This is a genomic window from Caballeronia sp. LZ028 (genome assembly GCF_031451415.1).
Classification (GTDB): domain Bacteria; phylum Pseudomonadota; class Gammaproteobacteria; order Burkholderiales; family Burkholderiaceae; genus Caballeronia; species Caballeronia zhejiangensis.
Genome location: NZ_JARUXN010000002.1, coordinates 31,577 through 50,796, shown reverse-complemented (window position 1 = coordinate 50,796; position 19,220 = coordinate 31,577). Strand labels below are relative to the sequence as shown.

At 61.9% G+C, this 19,220-nt stretch carries 13 protein-coding genes; 8 read left to right on the top strand and 5 right to left on the bottom strand.

Translation table 11 applies throughout. The annotated features are described in order from the left end of the window. The first annotated feature begins 28 nt into the window (after positions 1-28). Positions 29-502 carry a hypothetical protein gene (locus QCE58_RS14865; protein ID WP_008346145.1) on the top strand — a complete coding sequence of 158 codons (474 nt, stop codon included), beginning with the start codon at positions 29-31 and terminating at the stop codon, positions 500-502. A 15-nt stretch (positions 503-517) separates the two neighbouring features. Here the strand turns inward: QCE58_RS14865 and QCE58_RS14860 are convergent, their stop codons facing one another. From QCE58_RS14860 to QCE58_RS14850, 3 genes are all read right to left on the bottom strand, one after another. Continuing rightward, positions 518-2,566, bottom strand: coding sequence for a TonB-dependent receptor (locus QCE58_RS14860; RefSeq protein WP_250522405.1), 2,049 nt, complete (start codon positions 2,564-2,566; stop codon positions 518-520). Between the two features lie 1,610 nt (positions 2,567-4,176). Then, on the bottom strand, positions 4,177-5,154 hold the full coding sequence (locus QCE58_RS14855; protein WP_250522406.1) for a ParB/RepB/Spo0J family partition protein: 978 nt from the start codon (positions 5,152-5,154) through the stop codon (positions 4,177-4,179). Then, positions 5,151-6,362 carry a ParA family protein gene (locus tag QCE58_RS14850; protein ID WP_033536892.1) on the bottom strand — a complete coding sequence of 404 codons (1,212 nt, stop codon included), beginning with the start codon at positions 6,360-6,362 and terminating at the stop codon, positions 5,151-5,153. The genes QCE58_RS14855 and QCE58_RS14850 overlap by 4 nt, the downstream gene beginning before the upstream one ends. Positions 6,363-7,005: 643 nt before the next feature. On the opposite strand from QCE58_RS14850, the gene QCE58_RS14845 reads away from it, so the two are divergent. Continuing rightward, entirely contained in the window at positions 7,006-8,412 is a 1,407-nt protein-coding gene (locus tag QCE58_RS14845; RefSeq protein ID WP_008346150.1) for a replication initiation protein, read from the top strand. A gap of 24 nt (positions 8,413-8,436) precedes the next feature. On the opposite strand, the gene QCE58_RS14840 is transcribed toward QCE58_RS14845, so the two are convergent. Next, the gene (locus tag QCE58_RS14840) at positions 8,437-9,603 is read right to left on the bottom strand and encodes a YbfB/YjiJ family MFS transporter (protein WP_250437543.1); all 1,167 of its coding nucleotides are present in this window, start codon (positions 9,601-9,603) and stop codon (positions 8,437-8,439) included. 494 nt (positions 9,604-10,097) lie between these two features. Here QCE58_RS14840 and QCE58_RS14835 point away from each other — a divergent pair, with 494 nt between their 5' ends. The 3 genes from QCE58_RS14835 (at position 10,098) to QCE58_RS14825 (ending at position 13,323) form a co-directional block, all read left to right on the top strand. Further along, positions 10,098-12,209, top strand: a complete 2,112-nt coding sequence (locus QCE58_RS14835; protein ID WP_250522407.1) for a phosphocholine-specific phospholipase C — start codon at positions 10,098-10,100, stop codon at positions 12,207-12,209. Positions 12,210-12,540: 331 nt separating this feature from the next. Continuing rightward, the gene (locus tag QCE58_RS14830; protein ID WP_051078963.1) at positions 12,541-12,987 is read left to right on the top strand and encodes an NUDIX domain-containing protein; all 447 of its coding nucleotides are present in this window, start codon (positions 12,541-12,543) and stop codon (positions 12,985-12,987) included. A gap of 207 nt (positions 12,988-13,194) precedes the next feature. After that, entirely contained in the window at positions 13,195-13,323 is a 129-nt protein-coding gene (locus QCE58_RS14825; RefSeq protein WP_275446092.1) for a hypothetical protein, read from the top strand. Positions 13,324-13,334: 11 nt separating this feature from the next. Here QCE58_RS14825 and QCE58_RS14820 read toward each other — a convergent pair whose 3' ends face one another. After that, the gene (locus QCE58_RS14820; RefSeq protein WP_250522408.1) at positions 13,335-13,730 is read right to left on the bottom strand and encodes a hypothetical protein; all 396 of its coding nucleotides are present in this window, start codon (positions 13,728-13,730) and stop codon (positions 13,335-13,337) included. 591 nt (positions 13,731-14,321) lie between these two features. Here QCE58_RS14820 and QCE58_RS14815 point away from each other — a divergent pair. From QCE58_RS14815 to asnB, 3 genes are all read left to right on the top strand, one after another. Then, on the top strand, positions 14,322-15,656 hold the full coding sequence (locus QCE58_RS14815; protein WP_250522409.1) for a hypothetical protein: 1,335 nt from the start codon (positions 14,322-14,324) through the stop codon (positions 15,654-15,656). Positions 15,657-15,871: 215 nt separating this feature from the next. Beyond that, positions 15,872-17,005 carry a glycosyltransferase gene (locus QCE58_RS14810; protein ID WP_250522410.1) on the top strand — a complete coding sequence of 378 codons (1,134 nt, stop codon included), beginning with the start codon at positions 15,872-15,874 and terminating at the stop codon, positions 17,003-17,005. A gap of 46 nt (positions 17,006-17,051) precedes the next feature. Beyond that, complete coding sequence (gene asnB, locus QCE58_RS14805; protein ID WP_008346159.1) at positions 17,052-19,073, top strand: asparagine synthase (glutamine-hydrolyzing); 2,022 nt, start codon at positions 17,052-17,054, stop codon at positions 19,071-19,073. Positions 19,074-19,220 lie beyond the last annotated feature (147 nt).

Below are 19,220 nucleotides of genomic sequence, written 5' to 3'. Positions count from 1 at the left end.
GAAAAGGTCAACGTTCATCGGTCCTCGCATGTCACGCACTATTCCTTTTCAGCGCTCGCCGCAAGCGACGCGCGCGCGGCTCAGCAAAGCGCAGCTGCTTCCCATCCCGCGCGCAGTGGCGGACGAGCTCGCACTCGTGGCGCATATGTCGCTGACGGCGTTGCGCTCGGGTTCGTCGGATGTCGCGCCGGCGCAGCATGTCACCGAGGCGATTTATCTCGCCAAGTTCCTCGCCGAAGCGGGACACGGCGATTTCTCGCATGAAGAACTGCTGCTCGCGGATCAGTCGATGGCCGCCGTCTTCGACATTGGACGCACGTCCGGTTCGTGGATCCTCGCGCCCGAGGACTTCGAGCGGATCGCGGCGATCGTGTCGCTCTACGATCATCAGTTGCGGCGCGCGTCGCTCGCGGCCTTGTCGGTTGCGAGCGAACGGCTCGAACGCTTCAAGGCCGGCGAGCCGTATCAGTCGACGCAAGCCCGCAAGTCGGCGCGCGTTTGACGCTCGCGTTCGCCGTCAAAAGGCGGTACGCAAGCCGATCATCACGCTGCGGCCGCCTTCCGGCGCGATGTCCCGCACGACCGAGCTCGCGTAGCGCACTTCCTGATTAGTTAGGTTCTGGCCGCGCAGAAAGGCGAGCCAGTTCGTCGCGCCGACGCGAAATTTGTACGTCAGGATGACGCCGAGCGTGGTGTAGCTCGCGGTCGGCAGTTCGTTTTCCGGCACGCGATGCTGCGCCCACGCGTGAACCAGTTCGGTTCTCGCGCCGTACGGCCCATACGCGTAGTCGAGCGCGAGCGTCGCGCGCAGCGGCGAGATGCGTGGCAATGCCTCGCCGGTATCGATGTTGCGCGCGTGCGTGTAGTCCGCGACGATTTCGACATCGAGACGTTGCGCGCCCTTGTCGAAGACGCGCCAGGTTCCGTCCAGTTCGACGCCGTAGAACTCCGCGCGCACGCCGCGATAGACGGCTTCGTTGAGCGCATCGTCGGTGCCGGGCGCGACGGGTTCATCGTCGTCGTTGACGAGCCGGCCGGTGTTGAATTCCGTCAGATAGTTGCGAAAGCGGCTGTAGAAGACGCCCGCGCTCGCCTTGTTCGCGCCGCTCGCGAAGCGCATCGACAAATCGGTCGAGATCGCTTTTTCTTTTTGCGCGTCAGGGTTGCCGATCAGATATTGGCCGGTCGCATCGTGCGGACCGTTCGAGTAAAGCTCGTAGTACGTGGGCGCGCGTTCCGTGTACGCGACATTGCCGGCGAGGCTCCACGCCGAGTTCAGCTTGAACAGCGCGCCGGCCGAGACGCTGCCTGCGTTGAAATCGCGCTTCGGGGAGTCGGCGAATTTTTCGTTTCCACCCGACGTCGGATCGATGTTCACGTGTTCGTAGCGTGCGCCGATGCTCAACTTCAGCGCATCCGTGACCGTCCACTCTTCCAGACCGAAAAGCGCCGCGTTCGTCGTCTGCGATGTCGGCACGAGCGCTTCATCGCCGAGCGCGGAGAACGTGTTCTGGCCGAGTTGCACGCCGATCGCGCCATCGAGCGGACCGATCTTCCGGTGCCGGGCCTCGATGCGCGCCTCGTATCCGTGATTGCGGAAAATCGTGCCGGTCTCGCCGTCGTCGATCTCCTTGTGCTCGTAGTCGGTGTAGGCGAAGTCGAGCTTCAACCGGCTGAAGGGGCCTTGCAGATTGCGTATCTCCGACGACGCCGCGATGTGATCCTGATGCATGCGAAGACGCACATCGTCCTCGGCGACCGAGCCATAGTTCGCCTCGTATCCGTTGTAGCTGATGCCCGCGTAACCGTCCGTCCACGTGTAGGACGAGCCGACGGCGCCGCCGTGCCAGCGGCCGTCACTGTTCGGGATGCTGCCGTAGGGTTGCGCGAAATCGGGGCCGTCGAGCGCGCGTTGACCATCCGAGTGCGCGAATCCGGGGATGCGCTCGTTACTCGTCTCGCGATCGAAGGCATCGACGTGGAAAGCGAATCGGCCATTTCCGCCTTCGACTTGCGCGGCGCCGGCGCGGGCATCGTTGGCGCCGCCGTAGCTGGCATCGACTTGTCCCGACACGCCTTTGATCGGGTCGCGCGGGATGCGGTTGTCGATCGTATTCACTACTCCGCCGATCGCGTTCCCGCCGTAGAGCAACGCCGCCGGCCCACGCACGATTTCCACCCGTTCCACTGAGAGCGATTCTTGGGGCACGGCGTGGTCGTAGGACAACGACGATGCGTCGTAAGCCGCGACGCCGTTCTGCAGCAAGCGGATTCGGTCCCCGTCCATGCCGCGGATGATCGGCCTTCCGACCATCGGACCGTAGGTTGTCGTCGAGACTCCGGGCAGTCCGTTCAGGGTTTCGCCGAGGGAGTCGGCGCGTCGCAGTGTGAGGGCAGTGCCGTCGAGGACGCTTGTCGGGGATGCCAAGGCGTTTGAGCCTAGCGGGTTCGCGGTTACGAAGATCGGTTGGAGCGATGTGTCGTTTATCGGTTGAGATTGGGCGCTGGCCGCAGTTGTGATTAGGAGCGCCGTCCAAGGCAGGACGTTGAGGGCGCGGGCGGGCATTGATGTTGGGTTTGGACTGAACACGGTCGCTGGATGTGATGTTATAACGTTTCGTTTGGTCGGCGCGGTCCGGGCATGGAGGCGGCGCATCGCTGTGAACGGCGAAATGATATAACGTATCGCGTGATTCGGCTCGGTCGGATTATGGTGATTTTCAATGGTCGACGACTTCAACTTTACGGATTATGTAGTGTTTGATACAGACGGCGAGTTGCGGGTGTCTTTCGGGCGTTCAGATTTGGCGACCGGGCTGCTTCGCGATGATTCGGACTGTTCGGTGGACCTCTTTTCGTGAAACAAGTTGAGTTTGTTTATCTAACCGATTGATTTTTAATTAGTTTTTTGAATGCTATTGTGGTTCGCTTTGTTCCACGCACGAGTAGAAGTTTCGATACCCGTCACGTTGGCGCATTGGTCTTTGGCTAGCCACGAATGATCGGCCGGCCGCATCCGAGCACCGATTTCGCCTTGCGATGGTCCTGAGCCACCGTTGAGTCAGTCCGCGGACATTCGTTATCCATGCACGCAAAATACAAGGTATGGCGTGGCGAATGGACCAGTTCAATTAGCGTCGCATGGTCCGCTCTTGTCTCTGGCGGCAACGATAAAGAATCACCACTCCTCCTCGACCTTCGCCATTCACTTCAGCTAATGGCAATCGGGCGCCAAGGCGGGTTGCAGGTTTAACAGCGGTAACGGCGTCGGCGCGCCTCATTGGGCGAGACAGGGACGTACTCAGCGTTTTTTATTTTCGAGTGCCGTCGAGCACTTCCGCTTTCCGCGGTCGCAAGCAGAAGGTCGCGGTCCGTCGGCTTGGGGTGTGAATGAAGATGGCGGTGTTCGCGAATAGACGCGAGGAGCACAGGCGCGGGCAGAGCATTCCCCCACGCGTACCGATTGCCGGAGATTCGTCGTCGCATGCTGTCCAATCGATGTACTCACTGCGTGGGTTTTTGATGTTCTCGTCTCCCACTGAGTGTCTGAATTCGGACACTCCGCGTGCAACCGCTTCCGCTGGTGAGGAGCGAAGTGATCGGTGGCCTCGAGTTCCGAACACGGCTGAGCAGCGTCGCGCCTTCCCGGATTCGGATCGCTCGTTACGGTCGCGCTGTCGGAGCGGAAGACATTTTTTCGGCTGGTGCGCTCCGTCATGCGATCGAGGCCCGTTAGCGAAGGCCTCGCCTGCAGCCCACGGCGGGCAAGCCGGCCATACATGTCCGAATTCGGACACTAAGGTCGCTGGCAACGATGGTCTCGTATCCTGCCTACGCCGTCGAACCGGGGCATGTGTCCGAATTCGGACACCAAGGTCGTTGGCAACAGTGGTCGCGCATCGTGCCTACGTGCTCGAACCCGGACATGTGTCCGAATCCGGACACCAAGGTCGTTGGCAACAGTGGTCGCGCATCGTGCCTACGCCGTCGAACCCGGGCATGTGTCCGAATTCGGACACCAAGGTCGTTGGCAACAATGGTCGCGCATCGTGCCTACGCGCTCGAACCCGGACATGTGTCCGAATTCGGACACATGCCACTCTCGCCCTTGATTCTTCGTCACGCGAAACTTGGTTTGTCGCCCATAAAGAAACCCGCCGAGGCGGGTTCAAAAAATTACTCAGACCGAATGGAGAACATCTTCCCTATGTGTTCTCTAAGTTGATTTTCCTGCTCTTCTGTCATCACTCCGGCTTTGAATTTGAAGGTCAGTCCCTTGACATCCTTCGTGATGCTCCCGGCTTGGACCTTTCCGGCGAAGATCTTCAGGATGCTCCGCCCACCGGCATCCGTCGCCAATTCTCCACGGCTGGCCTGTGCATTCAAACTCGGCGCAACCTTCGTCTGAACCAGGTCGCCCGACAGCACCATCGGCCACAATTCTTGCAGCACCTTGAGTCCATGTTCGCCCGTCTTCTTCAGTGCGTTCGCGATATCCTGAGCCGACGATGCTCCGAGCACGGACGGGTTCAAATCCAGATCCCGCTTCACGAAGTCCGGGAGCGCATCATATGCAAGAAACCGATACAGGTCGCTACGAGTAATGCCCATAGCTTCCGCGAGCCGCGTTCGGTTCGGAAATTCCGCTTCCGCACGACGAATCGCGATGGCGATTTCATAATCAGACAGATCATCGCGCGTCACGTTTTCCATCAACGCCAAAGCCGCCATGTCCTGATCCGTGCAGTCGATCACAACTGCGCGAACAGTCGCCTTGTTGATCAGCTTATGTGCGCGCCAGCGTCGTTCGCCCGCAACGAGTTGGAACGATTCTCCGACTCGTCGAACCGTTACCGCCTGCAACAGCCCAACCTCACCGATCGACCGCGCCAACTCGGAAAGCTTGCCTTCGTTGAATTGACGACGCGGTTGCCATGGATTCGGCACGATCGCATCGACCGAGATTTCTGTGTCGACACCTCGGGCTTCGAGTTCCTGGATCCGAAGCTGTGCAGCAGCTAGCGCACTCGTGATTCCCGGCATCGTCTGCGGGCCACGAGTGGTCTTATCCTTTTTGTTCTCGCCTTTGAAATCCGCGGGCTTCGGCAGGTTGGCCGTCTTGGCCATGAGTTGTTCTCGGATGTTATTACTCATGCCGACTCCCTCCACGATTTGACGAACATATCATCCAGCCATTTGGCATATTGCATCATGGGCTGCCGCACTCGCTGAAGCGACTTCGCCGTTGAATGCGTGCTGACCACGTCGAGTGCCGTCGAGAAGGAAAGCGCGCCTCCGCTCATGACCGAGCTGGCCGGAATCTCGAACGGGTCGAGCCAGCGCCCGTATGCGCTTTGCGCCCATTGCCGAACAACCGGCGCGGACGACGTCTTGCCGTAATCCACCTTCGACAACAAAATAGAGATGAAGTCGTAGACCTTATCCTCCTCGTAAGGAAGGAAGTCTTCGGCAACGTCCGAGAAGAGTCGCCAGAACGCGAGCGAACTAATGAAGTCGAGATTCTCGGGAATCATCGGCATGACGAGCGCGTCGGCGGCGAGCAGCGCGTTCAAATTCATATACGACAGCGACGGTGACGTATCGATCAGGATGTAGTCGTACTGCGAGCGCAATGGCTCGAGACCCTCGCGCAAGACTGCCCAGAATCGATAGCCCTGAATGGTCTTCTGGCGAGCCGGCAGCAAGAACTCCGCTCCATATAAGAATGTATGCCCGGGGATGATGTCGAGGCCATCCCAATACGTCGATTGCACGCTCGCGCCGAGACCGCCCTCTACGTTTTGATCGTAGATATAGGGCAGCACGGTGTCGTCGCCGGAGATTTCCTTTTCGGCATAGAGACCGCACAGCTCCGAAGCCGAAGCTTGCGGATCGAGGTCGATGAGCAATACTTTGCGGCCAAGAAGCGTCAGCGCCTGTGCGAGGCAAACCGTCGTTGTGGTTTTAGCCGAGCCGCCCTTCAACTGAGCCGTTGTCAGCACCTTGCCTCTGAACGTGCCGTTGCTGTCGTCGAGCCGGGTCTGGTAGATATCGGAAGCCATCTTCACCCAGACGCGCACTTCAGGCAGAGTAAATGTCCGGCTGCGGCCGCTGCCGTTCAGCGTGCCTGTCGGAAGCCCGCCTTCGCCTTTCGTGACCAGATATTGAATCTGCTGCCGAGTCAGATTGCACATCTCGGCCAGTTCGCTAATCGTATAGAACGGCGCGAGCTTACGCGGACGCGGCGCCAGAATCTGTTCACGAAGGTTATCCGAGAAGGGTTCCAGGTTATCCGCGAACTCAGCAACTTCGCGGAGCGTAACCTTCCGGTCTTCCATAGGTAGCGTGCCTACGTTTGCCATTCTGCGCTTTCTCCAAGTATTGACGTCGAAGCGCAGAATACACGAATACGCGTAAACAAGGTTGTATTGCGTCGAGTTTTAACCGATCGGCCAGCGGTGTATATCCAACCCCTTGATTTTTCGTTCTTTTCTAAATAGACCGCTCGGTGCCCTGAATTGAGTAGACGGCGAAGAACGAGTTGAATCCTTAGCATCGTGAAATCACTGCGGCGTCCGCACAAAAACCACCCCGGGGGCGGTTTTTGTGCGGTTCGCTCTCATCCGCTTTTCTATATTAGATTCAACGACTTAACGAAGTTCATTCGCCGCAGCGAGCGTAAACTCAGTCGATGTCAGTTCAGTTTTTTTGTAAACCTAGACCCACCCACCAACAAACAGCGCCACCCATTTCCCTTAAAAATCAACACGCAACCCTGTGGATAGAGGTGCTTTTTGTGACGCCTAGGGCGCTTTTTGTGCGGACAGCGCCGCAAATTGGGCCGCACGAGGCGGAAATTGTGGCGACCGGGGTGGAAATTGTGATCCGCTTCAGCGAGCGGGGCGATTTTTGTGCGGATAACGTGAAGCAGCAGCGGGGTGGTTTTTGTGTTGACACCCCTCGCTCGCCTGATAGAGTGCCGGGGATCGAAGCCGAATCGGAAGCATGGAAAACCAAGACCTCACTGTCACACCGCAGCAGTTGGCGCTGGACATCTACGAAGACATGTCCGCGCAGGGATCGGCGATCTGCGAGTCGACGAGGGACATCGGTTTCCTGCGCAACAACATCTTCACGCGGGTCGGCGGATTGGGCATCGCCGCGCGGCGCGTGCTCGATGCGGCGTACTTCATCGTTGCGACGAAGGCGCCCGAAGAACTCATCGACGACAAGGTCTATACGTTCACGGCCGACGTCAACTACTTCAAGTGGTTGATGCGCTACGACAGCCGCAACCACAGTCATCTGATCGCGCAGATGCGAGCCGCGGCCCGGGCGCGCGTCGAGATCATGACCGCGCCGTCGATCGAGGAACTGACCGAGAAGGACTCGTGGGGCACCATCAGTTTGCTGGGTGACTGCTACATCGAGCGCAACGTCGTGTGCGTCCTGCTTGCCGGGCGGGTCATCAAATATCTGATCAGCCCGTACAAGGCGCATTGGCTGAGCCTGCGCGCATCGACGGCTTTTTCGCTTTCGCTCGCCCGCGCGATTTACGACCGCCTCATTCCGTGCGAAGGCCACGGTGTGACCGAGTGGTTCGCATTCGAAGACGTGCTCGAATGGCCCGGCAAGGTCGGCGAATCGCGCAAGGAAGTGAAGGAATTCAAGAAGCGGTTCCTCGAGCCCGCCATCGACCAGCTCAACGAAGTCTCCGATTTCGATGTCAGCTGGGAGCCCAATGCCGATCGCGTTCCGGCGGACAAGCTGAAAATCCGTTTCCGCTTCACGAAGAAGCAGGGCGCCGACGCGGCGCGCGCCGGCATTCAGGATTCGATGTATCTGCTTCTGCACAACGAATTCGCTTTCGATACCCCCGACTTCGAGCGCCTCGCGAAGCGGCGCGACGTGTGGACCGACGAGCGGCTCGAACAGGCGATCGAATACACGCGATATAAGCTCAACGAAGGCAAGGTGACGGTCAGTCCGCGCGGCTATCTGTTCAAGGCGCTGGAAGGGAATTACCGCATCGGCGAAGCGGACCGCAAGATGGCGTCGATCAAGGCGAAGCAACTCGAGGACGACAAGAAGGACCGCCGTTCGCGCGATACGGCGCAGGCGCATCTTGAAGCCAGCATTCAGGTTCAGAACGATACGGCCAAAGCCAAGATGAGCGAGGAGATCCGCGCCGGCCGCGAGTACTTCGAATCCGTCGATGCGCCGGCACGCAAGGAACTGTGTCACTCGTTCGTGAGCCAGCTGATTCCGCAGCGGCTCATCGAGAAGCAGGGCGTTTCACGCGAGAGCCTGAGCGCCGACAACATTCTCACCGTCAATCGCGTGGTCGCCGACGCCTTCTGCTCGCATGTCTACGCGAAGATGAAGAAGGCGCGTGCGGGCAACCGAATCTGATCTGCGCGAAGGGTCGAGAATTTCTCAGGCATCCTGTCTATTCAGCAAGGTTTTCTGACAGCCCGCGAGCACCGCGCCGGCAGCCAGCACGAGCGCCGAATAAACGAGTCCGCGAGTGAGCCCGGCGCTGTCCGACACCCGTCCGATCACGACCGGACCGACGATCTGCCCCAGCGCGAACACGATCGTGAACGCGTTGATCCCACGCGGCCACTGATTCGCCGGCAGATTGTGCCGCACGAAAGCCGTCGTCGATGCCACCGCCGATAAAAACGTCGCGCCGAACAACGTACCCGAGACGAACGCCGCCAGCGGATGCGCGAACATCGCGGGAATGAGCGTTGCGGCGGCGAGCAGTCCGTTGAGGATCGCGAGCGCCTGACCGCCGCGCATGCGATCGAGCAGCCCGGACCACATCCGCGCCGATACGACCGTCGCCACGCCCAGCAGGATATAAAAGCCGATCACGACCGCCGCGCTCATGCCTGCGTTGCGAAGCAGGGCGACGATGAACGTCATGTAGCCGATATAGCCGATACCGAAGCACCCGTATCCGGCGAGCGCGAGCGCGAAACGCCGCCGCCGAACCGGCGCGCCCGCGGCGCTGTCCGTACCTTGACGCGTCGCCGAAACAGGCTGCGCGGACTCGATACGCCGCGCGGCCCAGACGGCGGCGCCGGAACACGCCGCGCAACCCGCGGCGAGCGCGAACCACGCGACGCGCCAGCCGTGCGCGACCGGCAGGACCGTCAGCGGAACGAGTATCGACGAGATCACGATGCCCCAGCCCGTGCCGCCGTAATACAAGCCGATGACGAGTCCGGCGTCGCGCGGCGACATCGATGCGAGCCGTGCCGCCAGCACGCCGCCGCTCACGAAGACGAGCGCGCTGCCGATTCCCGTCGCGACGCGTAACGTGAGCAGGGCGTCGGTATCGGTCGTCGTGCCGCTCGCCGCCATCAGGACGACGGTGAGCGCGCAGCCCGCGACGAACAGCGTGCGCGACGGCGCGCGCATCGACAATCGTGAGAACGCGAGTGCGCCGAGCAGGTAGCCGAACGCATTCGCCGTATTCATCGCGCCAGCCTGGGCGAAGTTCCACGCGAGGTCGAGCCGCATCGGCGGAAGCAGCAGCGCGTAGGAGAAGCGCGCGAGCCCGAGCGCGATGGCGCTGCCGAGCGATAGCGCCATCGCGAGCAGAAGCGCCTGTCTGCGAAGTTCCCCGTTTGCATCGTCACGCTGTATCACGCTCTTTTCGTCCTGTTGTCGATACGCGGCCTATGGTATCGCGGACCGGTCATATTGCTTACACAAGCCGTGGCTAAGCTTCGCAGCGCTGTATCGATCTGCGACCGAAGCCGGAGAACCCGATGTCCACTGTTGCATGCCGTCACGCGCTCGTGGCGTGTCTCGTCGTTTGCGCCAGTGCAATCGTTTGCGGTTGCGGCGAGCGGGACACGGAATCATCGGCCTCCGCCGGGCTCACGCGCGACGTATCGTCCGAAACATCCGCGACATCCGGCCCATCCGCGACGAGCGAGCTTCAGAATTGGGCGAAACAGGCCACAGGAGGCGCATCCGATGAAGCGGCGCAGCCCGCGATAGCGCGAGCCGCGTCGGAACCGCTCGCGACACCGGTGATTCACACGGTTGACTGACCCATCCATTTACTTCCCGCAAAACGAATGAAAAACACGAACCGTCGTGACTTTCTGCGCGCGGCCGCCCAGGCCGCAGGCGCGACCGCCGCACTGAACGTGATGCCGCTCGGCATTCGCCAGGCGCTCGCGATTCCCGCGAACAACCGTCATGGATCGATCGAGGACATCGAGCACATCGTCGTGCTGATGCAGGAGAACCGCTCGTTCGATCACTACTTCGGCACCATGCGCGGCGTGCGCGGCTTCGGCGACAAGACCGCCGTGACGCTGCCCAACGGCAAGCCGGTGTTCAATCAGCCGATCGCGTCCGGTGCGGGCGAAGTGCTGCCGTTCCACCCGGACGCCGCGAATCTCGGCCTGCAGTTCCTGCAGGATTTGCCGCACGGATGGACGGACGGGAAGGGCGCGTTCCACGACGGCCGCTATGACCAATGGGTGCCGTTCAAGGGCACGACGACGATGGCGTATCTGCAGCGCGACGACATCCCGTTCCACTATCAGCTCGCCGACGCTTTCACGATCTGCGACGCGTATCACTGCTCGACGAACACATCGACCGATCCGAACCGCTACTACATGTGGACGGGCTATGTCGGCAACGACGGCACCGGCGGCGGCCCGGTCGTCGATAACGCGGAAGCCGGCTACGGCTGGTCCACGTTCCCCGAAGTGCTGGAGCGCGCGGGCATCTCGTGGAAGATCTATCAGGACATCGGCACGGGGCTCGACGCGAAGAATTCGTGGGGCTGGACCGACGACGCGTACATCGGCAACTATGGCGACAATTCGCTGCTGTACTTCAAGCAGTATCAGAATGCGCAGCCCGGCAGTCCGCTGTATGAAAAGGCGCGTCGCGGCACGAACGCGGTCGCCGGCGACGACTACTTTTCGATCCTGAAGCGCGATGTGGCGGCGGGCACGCTGCCGCAAGTCTCGTGGATCGTCGCGCCCGAGGCGTTTTCCGAGCACCCGAACTGGCCCGCGAACTACGGCGCCTGGTATATCGATCAGGTGTTGCAGGTGCTGACGTCGAATCCGGATTTGTGGAGCAAAACGGCGCTGCTCATCAACTACGACGAAAACGACGGCTTCTTCGATCACCTCGTCCCGCCGTTTCCGCCGACGTCGAGCGCGAACGGTCTTTCGACGGTCGATACCAGCGCGGAGATCTTTCCGGGCAGCGCGAAATACGCGAGCGGCCCCTACGGCCTGGGCGCGCGCGTGCCGATGCTCGTCGTGTCGCCTTGGTCCAAAGGCGGCTGGGTATGCTCCGAAACCTTCGACCATACCTCGGTGATCCGCTTCATCCAGAAACGCTTCGGGCGCGCGCACAACCTCGCCGAGCCGAACATCTCGCCGTGGCGTCGCGCGATTTGCGGCGATCTGACGTCCGCGTTCGACTTCCGCAATCCGAATAGCGCGATGCCGACGCTGCCGGCGACGAGCGGCTACGTTCCGCCCGACAAGCAGCGCCATCCCGACTATGTGCCTGTCCCGCCCGCCGCGCAGGCGCTGCCGAAGCAGGAGTCCGGCGTGCGCGCCGCGCGCGCGTTGCCGTACGAGCTTTTCGTGCGCGCGCGCCCGGATGCGTCGAAGGACGCCGTCTCGTTCGACTTCGTCAACACCGGACGCGCGGGCGCGGTCTTTCTGCTGTATCGCAATGCGAGCGCGGATGCGCCCCGCACCTATACGGTCGAAGCGCGCAAGCGTCTCGCGGACAGCGTCGCGGCGAACGCGGACGGCAGCTTCGATTTCGTCGTGCACGGCCCGAACGGCTTTCTGCGGCGGATCGCGGGCAAGGCGAGCGCGCAGTCGCACTGGTGGTCGCGCGAGCAGGCCGCGCCGGATGTCGCCGAAGGCTACGACGTCGCCAACGGCAACCTGCAACTGCGGCTCGCGAACCGCGGAACCGCGGCATGCACCTTCAGCGTGAAGAATGCCTACGATCCGTCGAAGACGATCACGCGGCGCGTGCGGGGCGGCGACGCGGAGCAGCTCTACGTCGATCTGCGCGACGCGCACGGCTGGTATGACATCGAAATCACGGTCGACACCGATTCCGCGTTCCTGCGCCGTCTCGCGGGTCACGTCGAAACCGGGCGCGACAGCATGAGCGATCCGGCGTTCGGCGCCTGACGCGATCGCGTCGAGCATTGCCGGCCGCGCGCATCGACCCGCGCGGCCGCGTCGACTTTTCCTCCGCCATCCGCCAGTCCAGCGGAACTCCGCAGCTCGAGTCCACTCCCAAAGTCTCGCAAAGGCGGGCATTTTTTGCCGGCCAGCCTCGTCGTGCAGCGCACATACGTGGGACATCACGCATTGCGAAGCGCGACAAAGCCTGTGAAGATCGAACGTGCACGTCAATTCACGCTCAGGTTCGACGCGACGGTGAAATCAAAATGGCACGCCGCGCGCCGTATCGCAGCATCGATCCAATAACGAATTGGGGTGCAACACGGAGACGGGGATGAGAGAACGAGCAACCGTGCTGCTGGTTCGTCGCCAGTCAGTGCTGCTGGTCCGGGAGCGTGGCGGACCGTGGCTTCTGCCGGGCGGAGCGGTGGCATACGACGAATTGACGATTGTTGCAGCGATCCGAGCGCTGCACGAAGACACCGGCGTCGAGGCGAGCGCTGCGGCGTTTCTGTTTCAGCAGGCGTCGGCGCATCATCTGCATCATGTTTTTCGCATTGCGATACCGGACGAGGTGCATCTGCGGCCGAAAGCCGGCGCGCGATTCCATGAGTTGCTGTGGATCGATGCGCCTCAACTCGCGCAAGTCAGTGCGACGCCTGGCACACGCGCGATCCTGACCCGCGCGATGGGCGGCAGCCGGGAGCCGGCGCGGCACGCGTGGAAAAACGGCGACGCCGATGCGGCCATGACGGCCGGCGCCGGCAGGCGCGGGCGCTGAAACGGGTCGCCGATCGGTCGCATCGAGGCTTTTTTCGTCTGCGCAAATCGCGAAGGCACCTGTTTCGCCACGAAATGAATACTTTTCCGGCGAACTTATGCCTATGCTAGCGTTGGGACGGTTGCCAGGCGCACCGGCGAGTATCGTCGGACGCGAGCGGCAGCTTGAGCAACGGAAGCATTCGCCCTTTGACTGGCGGAGGAAACCATGAAGCTCGTCAGCCTATTCGCCGGAACCGTCGGGTTCGTGGCGGTGGTCGGCCTTTCCTTATTGGCGGTAGCGGACATTCTCTTGACAACGTCCGACAAACCCGCGGAAAAAGAGGGGCTCGCGTGAAACGCGCTTTCTTACTTGCTGAAATGATCGGTTAATCGTCGGTCAAATAGGCGAGACGACTGGCGGCAAATCGGGAATATCGACGCGCGCATTCGAATGACGCGCCGTTGTCTTTCGAAATCCGCATCTCGACGTGTAATAAGCTCTGCATCGGTCTCCGAATAAATCGCGCCGGCCTTCGCGTCGCAGCGGTCGATGCGCATCCCCGGCCCGCGCCGCACCATGCCGTTCGTCCGCCCGCGCGGCCGCGCTGCCCGGCGAGCGGTCCACGGAACAGATGCGCTTTCACCCTTCTGTTCAGGGATTTGCACGGGCCGCATCCGTCCGAAAATCATCCACATAGGTCCGTCACGCGGAAATTGGCCGATTTCCGATGTGATATAATCCGCAAATAAATCAAATTTCATTCGGCCAAAACTTTCAGCGGCAGGTTTTATCTAATGCTTGATTCAACGCGTACGAGCGCGGAGGAAGCATGTCTGTAGGCGGTGTTATAGGCGCAATTGTTTTTTTCGCAATAATCGGCCTCGCTTTGCTGGCCGTGTTCGAAATTATCTTTTCGCCTTCTTCCAAACATAAGGCAGATGAAATGAGCAAGCCGGCTCATAAGCGGCCTACGTGGTATCGCAGGCGCGAGGTCGCCGTGCGCCGCGACGAGCCTTGATCCACGACAAAATTTCCTGATCCGCCAACAAGTTAGGTCTCCCTCCGTATCGGCCCGTGGCCAGCGCCAGGCGTGCCGGCCATCGCATCGCGCAGCCATTCCGGCACAGCCGTTCAAAATCCCTCGCATTATTTAGCTGTCGCAACTGTGTGCGATAGCGCACCGCAGTCACGTTCCCCAGACTCTAGTCTTTCTTCGCCGGCATCATCATGAAATGTAGGTTCATCATTTCGAAAGCGCCGGAACACAACACATATAAAAGACAGTTAAGCGCTTAGCTAAAGATTTCAATTCTATCGACTGGCGAATCCGCTGCTGTCTGAGGGAAAAGAAAATGGCGCAACCCGCATATCCTTCCGTGCTTGAATGGTGGACGCGCATCGAGAAGCGGCTCTACGGCGACCCCGAAGAGACACCGCGACGCGCTCACGTTCGTGCTCCAATCACCGTCCTGTACGACGGCCACGAGAACATCGAGGCGCTGTGGAAAGCGCTGCTTCAGTGCCGAACGCCACATATCCAGGCCGTCTGGAAGTCCCCCGACTCCGGCGAAATGCGACTGCTCGCCGAGTCGTATGTCGCGATACCGGAGAAGCTTTTCTTCCTGAAGTCGTTGCAGACGAGCCTGCAGCGCGTCGCCGTTCTCGTCGACCGGGCGCAGAAGCGGCTCGACGCGGACCCGCCGCTGCGCGATCTTCCGCTCGTCAAGCCGAAGGCTCGGCCCGCGCGTCTGTCGGGTTTCACTTCGGCGTGCTTCGCGCTGCGCCATCTCGGCCGCAAAGTGCTGAATCAGCCGCTCAAGCTGCTGGTTCAGCGCGGACACTGGGTCCTGGCGTATCGGCGCACCGATGCCCCGTCCGCGGACGGCGACGAAAGCCGCAACTGGGTGACGCTTCCCGGCATGACGTCGCAGTTCCATGCCGATCCGTTCCTCTGGCGCGGCAAGAACGGCGACTATCACCTGTTCTTCGAAAGCCTGCCCTACGACACGAATCGCGGCACGATCAGCCATATCGCGTTCGATCCGGCCACGCAGACTTGGCAAGAGACGCCGCGCGTCGTGCTCGACAAGAACTATCACCTGTCGTATCCGTTCCTCTTCGAGCATGAGGGCGAGGTCTTCATGATTCCGGAGACCTGTGGCAACCGCACGATCGAGATGTACCGCGCGGCGTCGTTCCCGACGGAATGGGTGCTGCACAAGGTGATCATGCGCGATGTCGTCGCCGCCGATACGACGCTCCATCACGACGGCAAGACATGGTGGATGTTCACGAGCATGACGGAGGACGGCGGATCGAACTGGGACGAACTGTCGATTTTCTATTCCGACAGCCCGTTCGGCGAATGGACCGCGCATCCGATGAACCCGGTCGTTTCCGACTGCCGCCTCGCGCGCATGGCGGGCAACCTGTTCAAGGACGGCCAGAACCGCCTGATTCGCCCCGCGCAGAATTGCGAGCGCGAATACGGCGCGGCGCTGACGTTCCGCGAGATCACCGAGCTCACGACGACGACCTATGCCGAGCGCACGGTGTCGGTTCGCACGCCGCCGCGCGGTCATCAGGGGTTGCATACGTGGAATGCGGTCGGCGGGATCACGGTCATCGATCTCAAGACGCAGCTTCGCAAATGGAATCCGTGGCGCGGTGCGATGAGGCGCGCCTGACGCCCGCAGGACGCGCGCGGACAGGAGAACCGGCGTGTGGCACGTCGCACAGTGCGTGCCACCGCGCCGGCTTACATTGATGACTCGCCGGAGCGTGCCCCGGCGAGGCAGCCCATCGTCATAAAACACACCCGTCAGTACAAGCATTGCCGCCAGCGACGCGCGCGTCGGTTGCCTGGAGACGGGCCCATCGTAGAAAAACGGCAGCCGGGACCATGAAGCTTCTCCATGTCATCGTTGCGCTCAATGCGGACGGCGCTGAACGTATGCTTCAGCGCCTCATCGAGTCGCACATCGAAGATCCGCGATTTCGTCACGTCGTCTGCTCGCTGACGACCACCGGCAAGATCGGCGAAGAACTCGCCGCGCGCGGCATCGACGTTCATAGCCTCGGCATGAAATCCCCGCTCGGCTTTCCGCGCGCGTTGATGCGCCTCGTGAAACTGATCCGCGAAGAACGCCCCGACATCATTCAGACGTGGATGTATCACGCCGACTTTCTCGGCGGGCTCGCCGGACGGATCGCGGCGCACAAGCGCATCGTCTGGGGCGTGCGCACCACCGATGTCCGATCGGGCGGCTCGCGCGTGACCGTGCTGCTGCGCAAGATTTGCGCGTGGCTGTCGTACTACGTGCCGCAGACGATCGTCTGCGCGGCCGAGGCGTCGCGCCGCGCGCATGTGTCGGTCGGCTACGACGCGAGCCGCATGATGGTCGTGCCGAACGGCTTCGACGTCGCGCGCCTGTGCGCCACGCCGGAGCAACGCAGCGCGATCCGCGAGCAATGCGGATTCGGCGAGCGCGACGTCGTCGTCGGCGTGCTCGGACGCTTTCATCCGGTGAAGGATCACCAGAATTTCGTGCGCGCGGCGGGCATGTTGGCCGCGCGTCATCCCGATGTGCGCTTCATGCTCGTCGGCCGCGATCTCGACGCGAACAATCGCGAGCTCGCGGACTGGATCGCGCAGACGGGATTCGCATCGCGCTTCGTGCTGCTCGGCGAGCGGCGCGACGTGCCCGCGTGCCTGTCGGCGATGGATGCGTTCTGCCTGTCGTCGCGCACCGAAGGATTTCCGAATGTCGTCGGCGAAGCGATGGCGATGGCGCTTCCGTGCGTCGTCACCGACGTGGGCGACGCGGCCATGCTCGTCGCGAATACGGGCGTGGTCGTCGAGAAGGAAAACAGCGACGCGCTTGCGGCGGGACTCGATCGCATCGTCGACATGAAACCCGACGAGCGCCTTCGTCTCGGTCAGATGGCGAAAGCGCGCATCCACGCCGAATTCACGATGATGCGCGCGCGCGAGCGTTTCGAAGATATCTACCTGCGGCTCGTCGAAGAGAAATGAGCATCGCATAAGCGCGGCCTATGGCCGGATCGTAAGGAGAACCAATATGTGCGGTATCGTCGGCTTTCTGGGTGGACGCGGCTTCGGCGCGGGCGACTCGAAGACAACGGTGCGGAAGATGGCGCTCGCCATCGCCTATCGCGGCCCCGACGACGCGGGCGACTGGACCGATGATTTGCGCGGCATCGCGCTGGGTCATCGGCGGCTGGCGATCATCGATCTGTCGTCGGCGGGACATCAGCCGATGGCGTCGGGCAGCGGGCGATATGTCATCGCGTTCAATGGCGAGATCTACAACCATCTCGATCTGCGCGACGAGCTCGAAGACACGCAACGCGCGCCGGCGTGGCGCGGCAGCTCCGACACCGAGACGCTCGTCGCGGGCTTCGATGCGTGGGGCATCCAGGCGACGATAGAGCGCGCGGTCGGCATGTTCGCGTTCGCGGTGTGGGACCGGCAGGAATGCCAGCTCACGCTCGCGCGCGACCGGCTCGGCGAAAAGCCGCTCTACTACGGCTGGCAAGGGCAGGGCGAGGAAGCCGCGTTCCTGTTCGGCTCCGAGCTCAAAGGGCTGCGCGAGCATCCCGCGTTCGAGAACAACGTCGATCGCGGCGCGTTGACGCTGCAAATCCGCCACGGCTGCGTGCCGTCGCCGTATTCCATTTTCGAGGGCATCCGCAAGCTCGAACCGGGCAAGATGCTCACCGTCTCGCTCGAACGGCGCGAGCCGCGCGTGTGGTCGTACTGGTCGGGCGTCGATGCGGCGGTCAACGGATCCGCACGCGGTTTCGCGGGCAGCGCCGAAGACGCCGTCGATGAACTCGAGCATCTGCTCACGGACGCGATCCGTCAGCAGATGCTTTCCGACGTGCCCCTCGGCGCGTTTCTGTCGGGCGGCGTGGATTCGTCCACGATCGTCGCGCTGATGCAGAAGCAGTCGTCGCGTCCGGTGAAGACCTTCACCATCGGCTTCAACGAAAGCGATTTCGACGAAGCCAAGCTCGCGAAGGCCGTCTCCAGGCATCTCGGCACGGAGCACACCGAGATGTACGTGACGGCGCGCCAGGCGCTCGATGTGATCCCGCGTCTGCCGGAGCTATACGACGAACCGTTCGCTGATTCGTCGCAGGTGCCGACGTTCCTCGTCTCGCAACTCGCGCGGCAGCACGTCACGGTCTCGCTGTCCGGCGATGCCGGCGACGAGCTTTTCTGCGGCTATCAGCGTTACAAGACCGCGCCGGGCATGTGGGACAAGATGACGATGATGCCGGCGCCGTTGCGCAAGCTGGCGGCATCGGGCATAGCCGGAATCTCGCCGAAGCGCTGGAACAGCATGGCGGGCCTGATGGAGCCGATTCTGCCGTCGTCGCTGCGCGGCGTGAAGGTCGGCGACAAGCTGCACAAGGGCGCGGAACTGCTGTCGTGCCAGTCGCGCGACGAGGTGTATCTGCATCTCATGTCGCAATGGAACGACCCCGCCGCGCTCGTGATCGGCGGATACCAGCCGCCCACGCTGATGACCGGCAATGCGCCGGCCTTCACCGGCCTCGACGACGTGCAGCGCATGATGGCGCTCGACATGATTACCTATCTACCCGACGACATTCTCACGAAAGTCGATCGTGCCGCGATGGGCGTGTCGCTCGAAACGCGCGTGCCGTTCCTCGATCATCGCGTCGTGGAGTTCGCGTGGCGTCTGCCGCAATCGATGAAAGTGCGCGACGGACAGACCAAATGGGCGCTGCGCCAGGTGCTCTATCGCCATGTGCCGCGTGCGATGATCGAGCGCCCCAAGCAGGGCTTCGGCGTGCCGATCACGCACTGGCTGCGCGGCGAGCTGCGCGACTGGGCGGAGGCCTTGCTCGATGCGTCGCGGCTGCGTCGCGAGGGCTTCTTCGACGCCGCCACGGTGCGCGCGAAATGGCAGCAGCATCTGTCGGGCGAGCAGAACTGGCATCGTCAGTTGTGGAACGTGCTGATGTTCCAGCAGTGGCTCGAGCACCAGCAGGCATCGTCGATCCCGCTCTTCGCGTCGCACACGGCGGATCTCGCGAGCGTCGCAAGCTGATACCGAATGCGCCGCGCTCGACGCGGTTCGAATGACGAAGGCCTTGATCGGAAGCGATCAAGGCCTTTTTTTATGCGTCGATTGCACGCGCCTCACTGCTCAGGCTTCAGTGCATCGCTGCTTCACCGCTTGACTGCATCGCTAAAA

Bases quoted from the DNA above. Each gene is read 5' to 3' on its own strand.
- QCE58_RS14865 (WP_008346145.1), top strand. From the start codon at position 29: ATGTCACGCACTATTCCTTTTCAGCGCTCGCCGCAAGCGACGCGCGCG.
- QCE58_RS14860 (WP_250522405.1), bottom strand. From the start codon at position 2,566: ATGCCCGCCCGCGCCCTCAACGTCCTGCCTTGGACGGCGCTCCTAATC.
- QCE58_RS14855 (WP_250522406.1), bottom strand. From the start codon at position 5,154: ATGAGTAATAACATCCGAGAACAACTCATGGCCAAGACGGCCAACCTG.
- QCE58_RS14850 (WP_033536892.1), bottom strand. From the start codon at position 6,362: ATGGCAAACGTAGGCACGCTACCTATGGAAGACCGGAAGGTTACGCTC.
- QCE58_RS14845 (WP_008346150.1), top strand. From the start codon at position 7,006: ATGGAAAACCAAGACCTCACTGTCACACCGCAGCAGTTGGCGCTGGAC.
- QCE58_RS14840 (WP_250437543.1), bottom strand. From the start codon at position 9,603: ATGGCGCTATCGCTCGGCAGCGCCATCGCGCTCGGGCTCGCGCGCTTC.
- QCE58_RS14835 (WP_250522407.1), top strand. From the start codon at position 10,098: ATGAAAAACACGAACCGTCGTGACTTTCTGCGCGCGGCCGCCCAGGCC.
- QCE58_RS14830 (WP_051078963.1), top strand. From the start codon at position 12,541: ATGAGAGAACGAGCAACCGTGCTGCTGGTTCGTCGCCAGTCAGTGCTG.
- QCE58_RS14825 (WP_275446092.1), top strand. From the start codon at position 13,195: ATGAAGCTCGTCAGCCTATTCGCCGGAACCGTCGGGTTCGTGGCGGTG.
- QCE58_RS14820 (WP_250522408.1), bottom strand. From the start codon at position 13,730: ATGAAATTTGATTTATTTGCGGATTATATCACATCGGAAATCGGCCAA.
- QCE58_RS14815 (WP_250522409.1), top strand. From the start codon at position 14,322: ATGGCGCAACCCGCATATCCTTCCGTGCTTGAATGGTGGACGCGCATC.
- QCE58_RS14810 (WP_250522410.1), top strand. From the start codon at position 15,872: ATGAAGCTTCTCCATGTCATCGTTGCGCTCAATGCGGACGGCGCTGAA.
- asnB (WP_008346159.1), top strand. From the start codon at position 17,052: ATGTGCGGTATCGTCGGCTTTCTGGGTGGACGCGGCTTCGGCGCGGGC.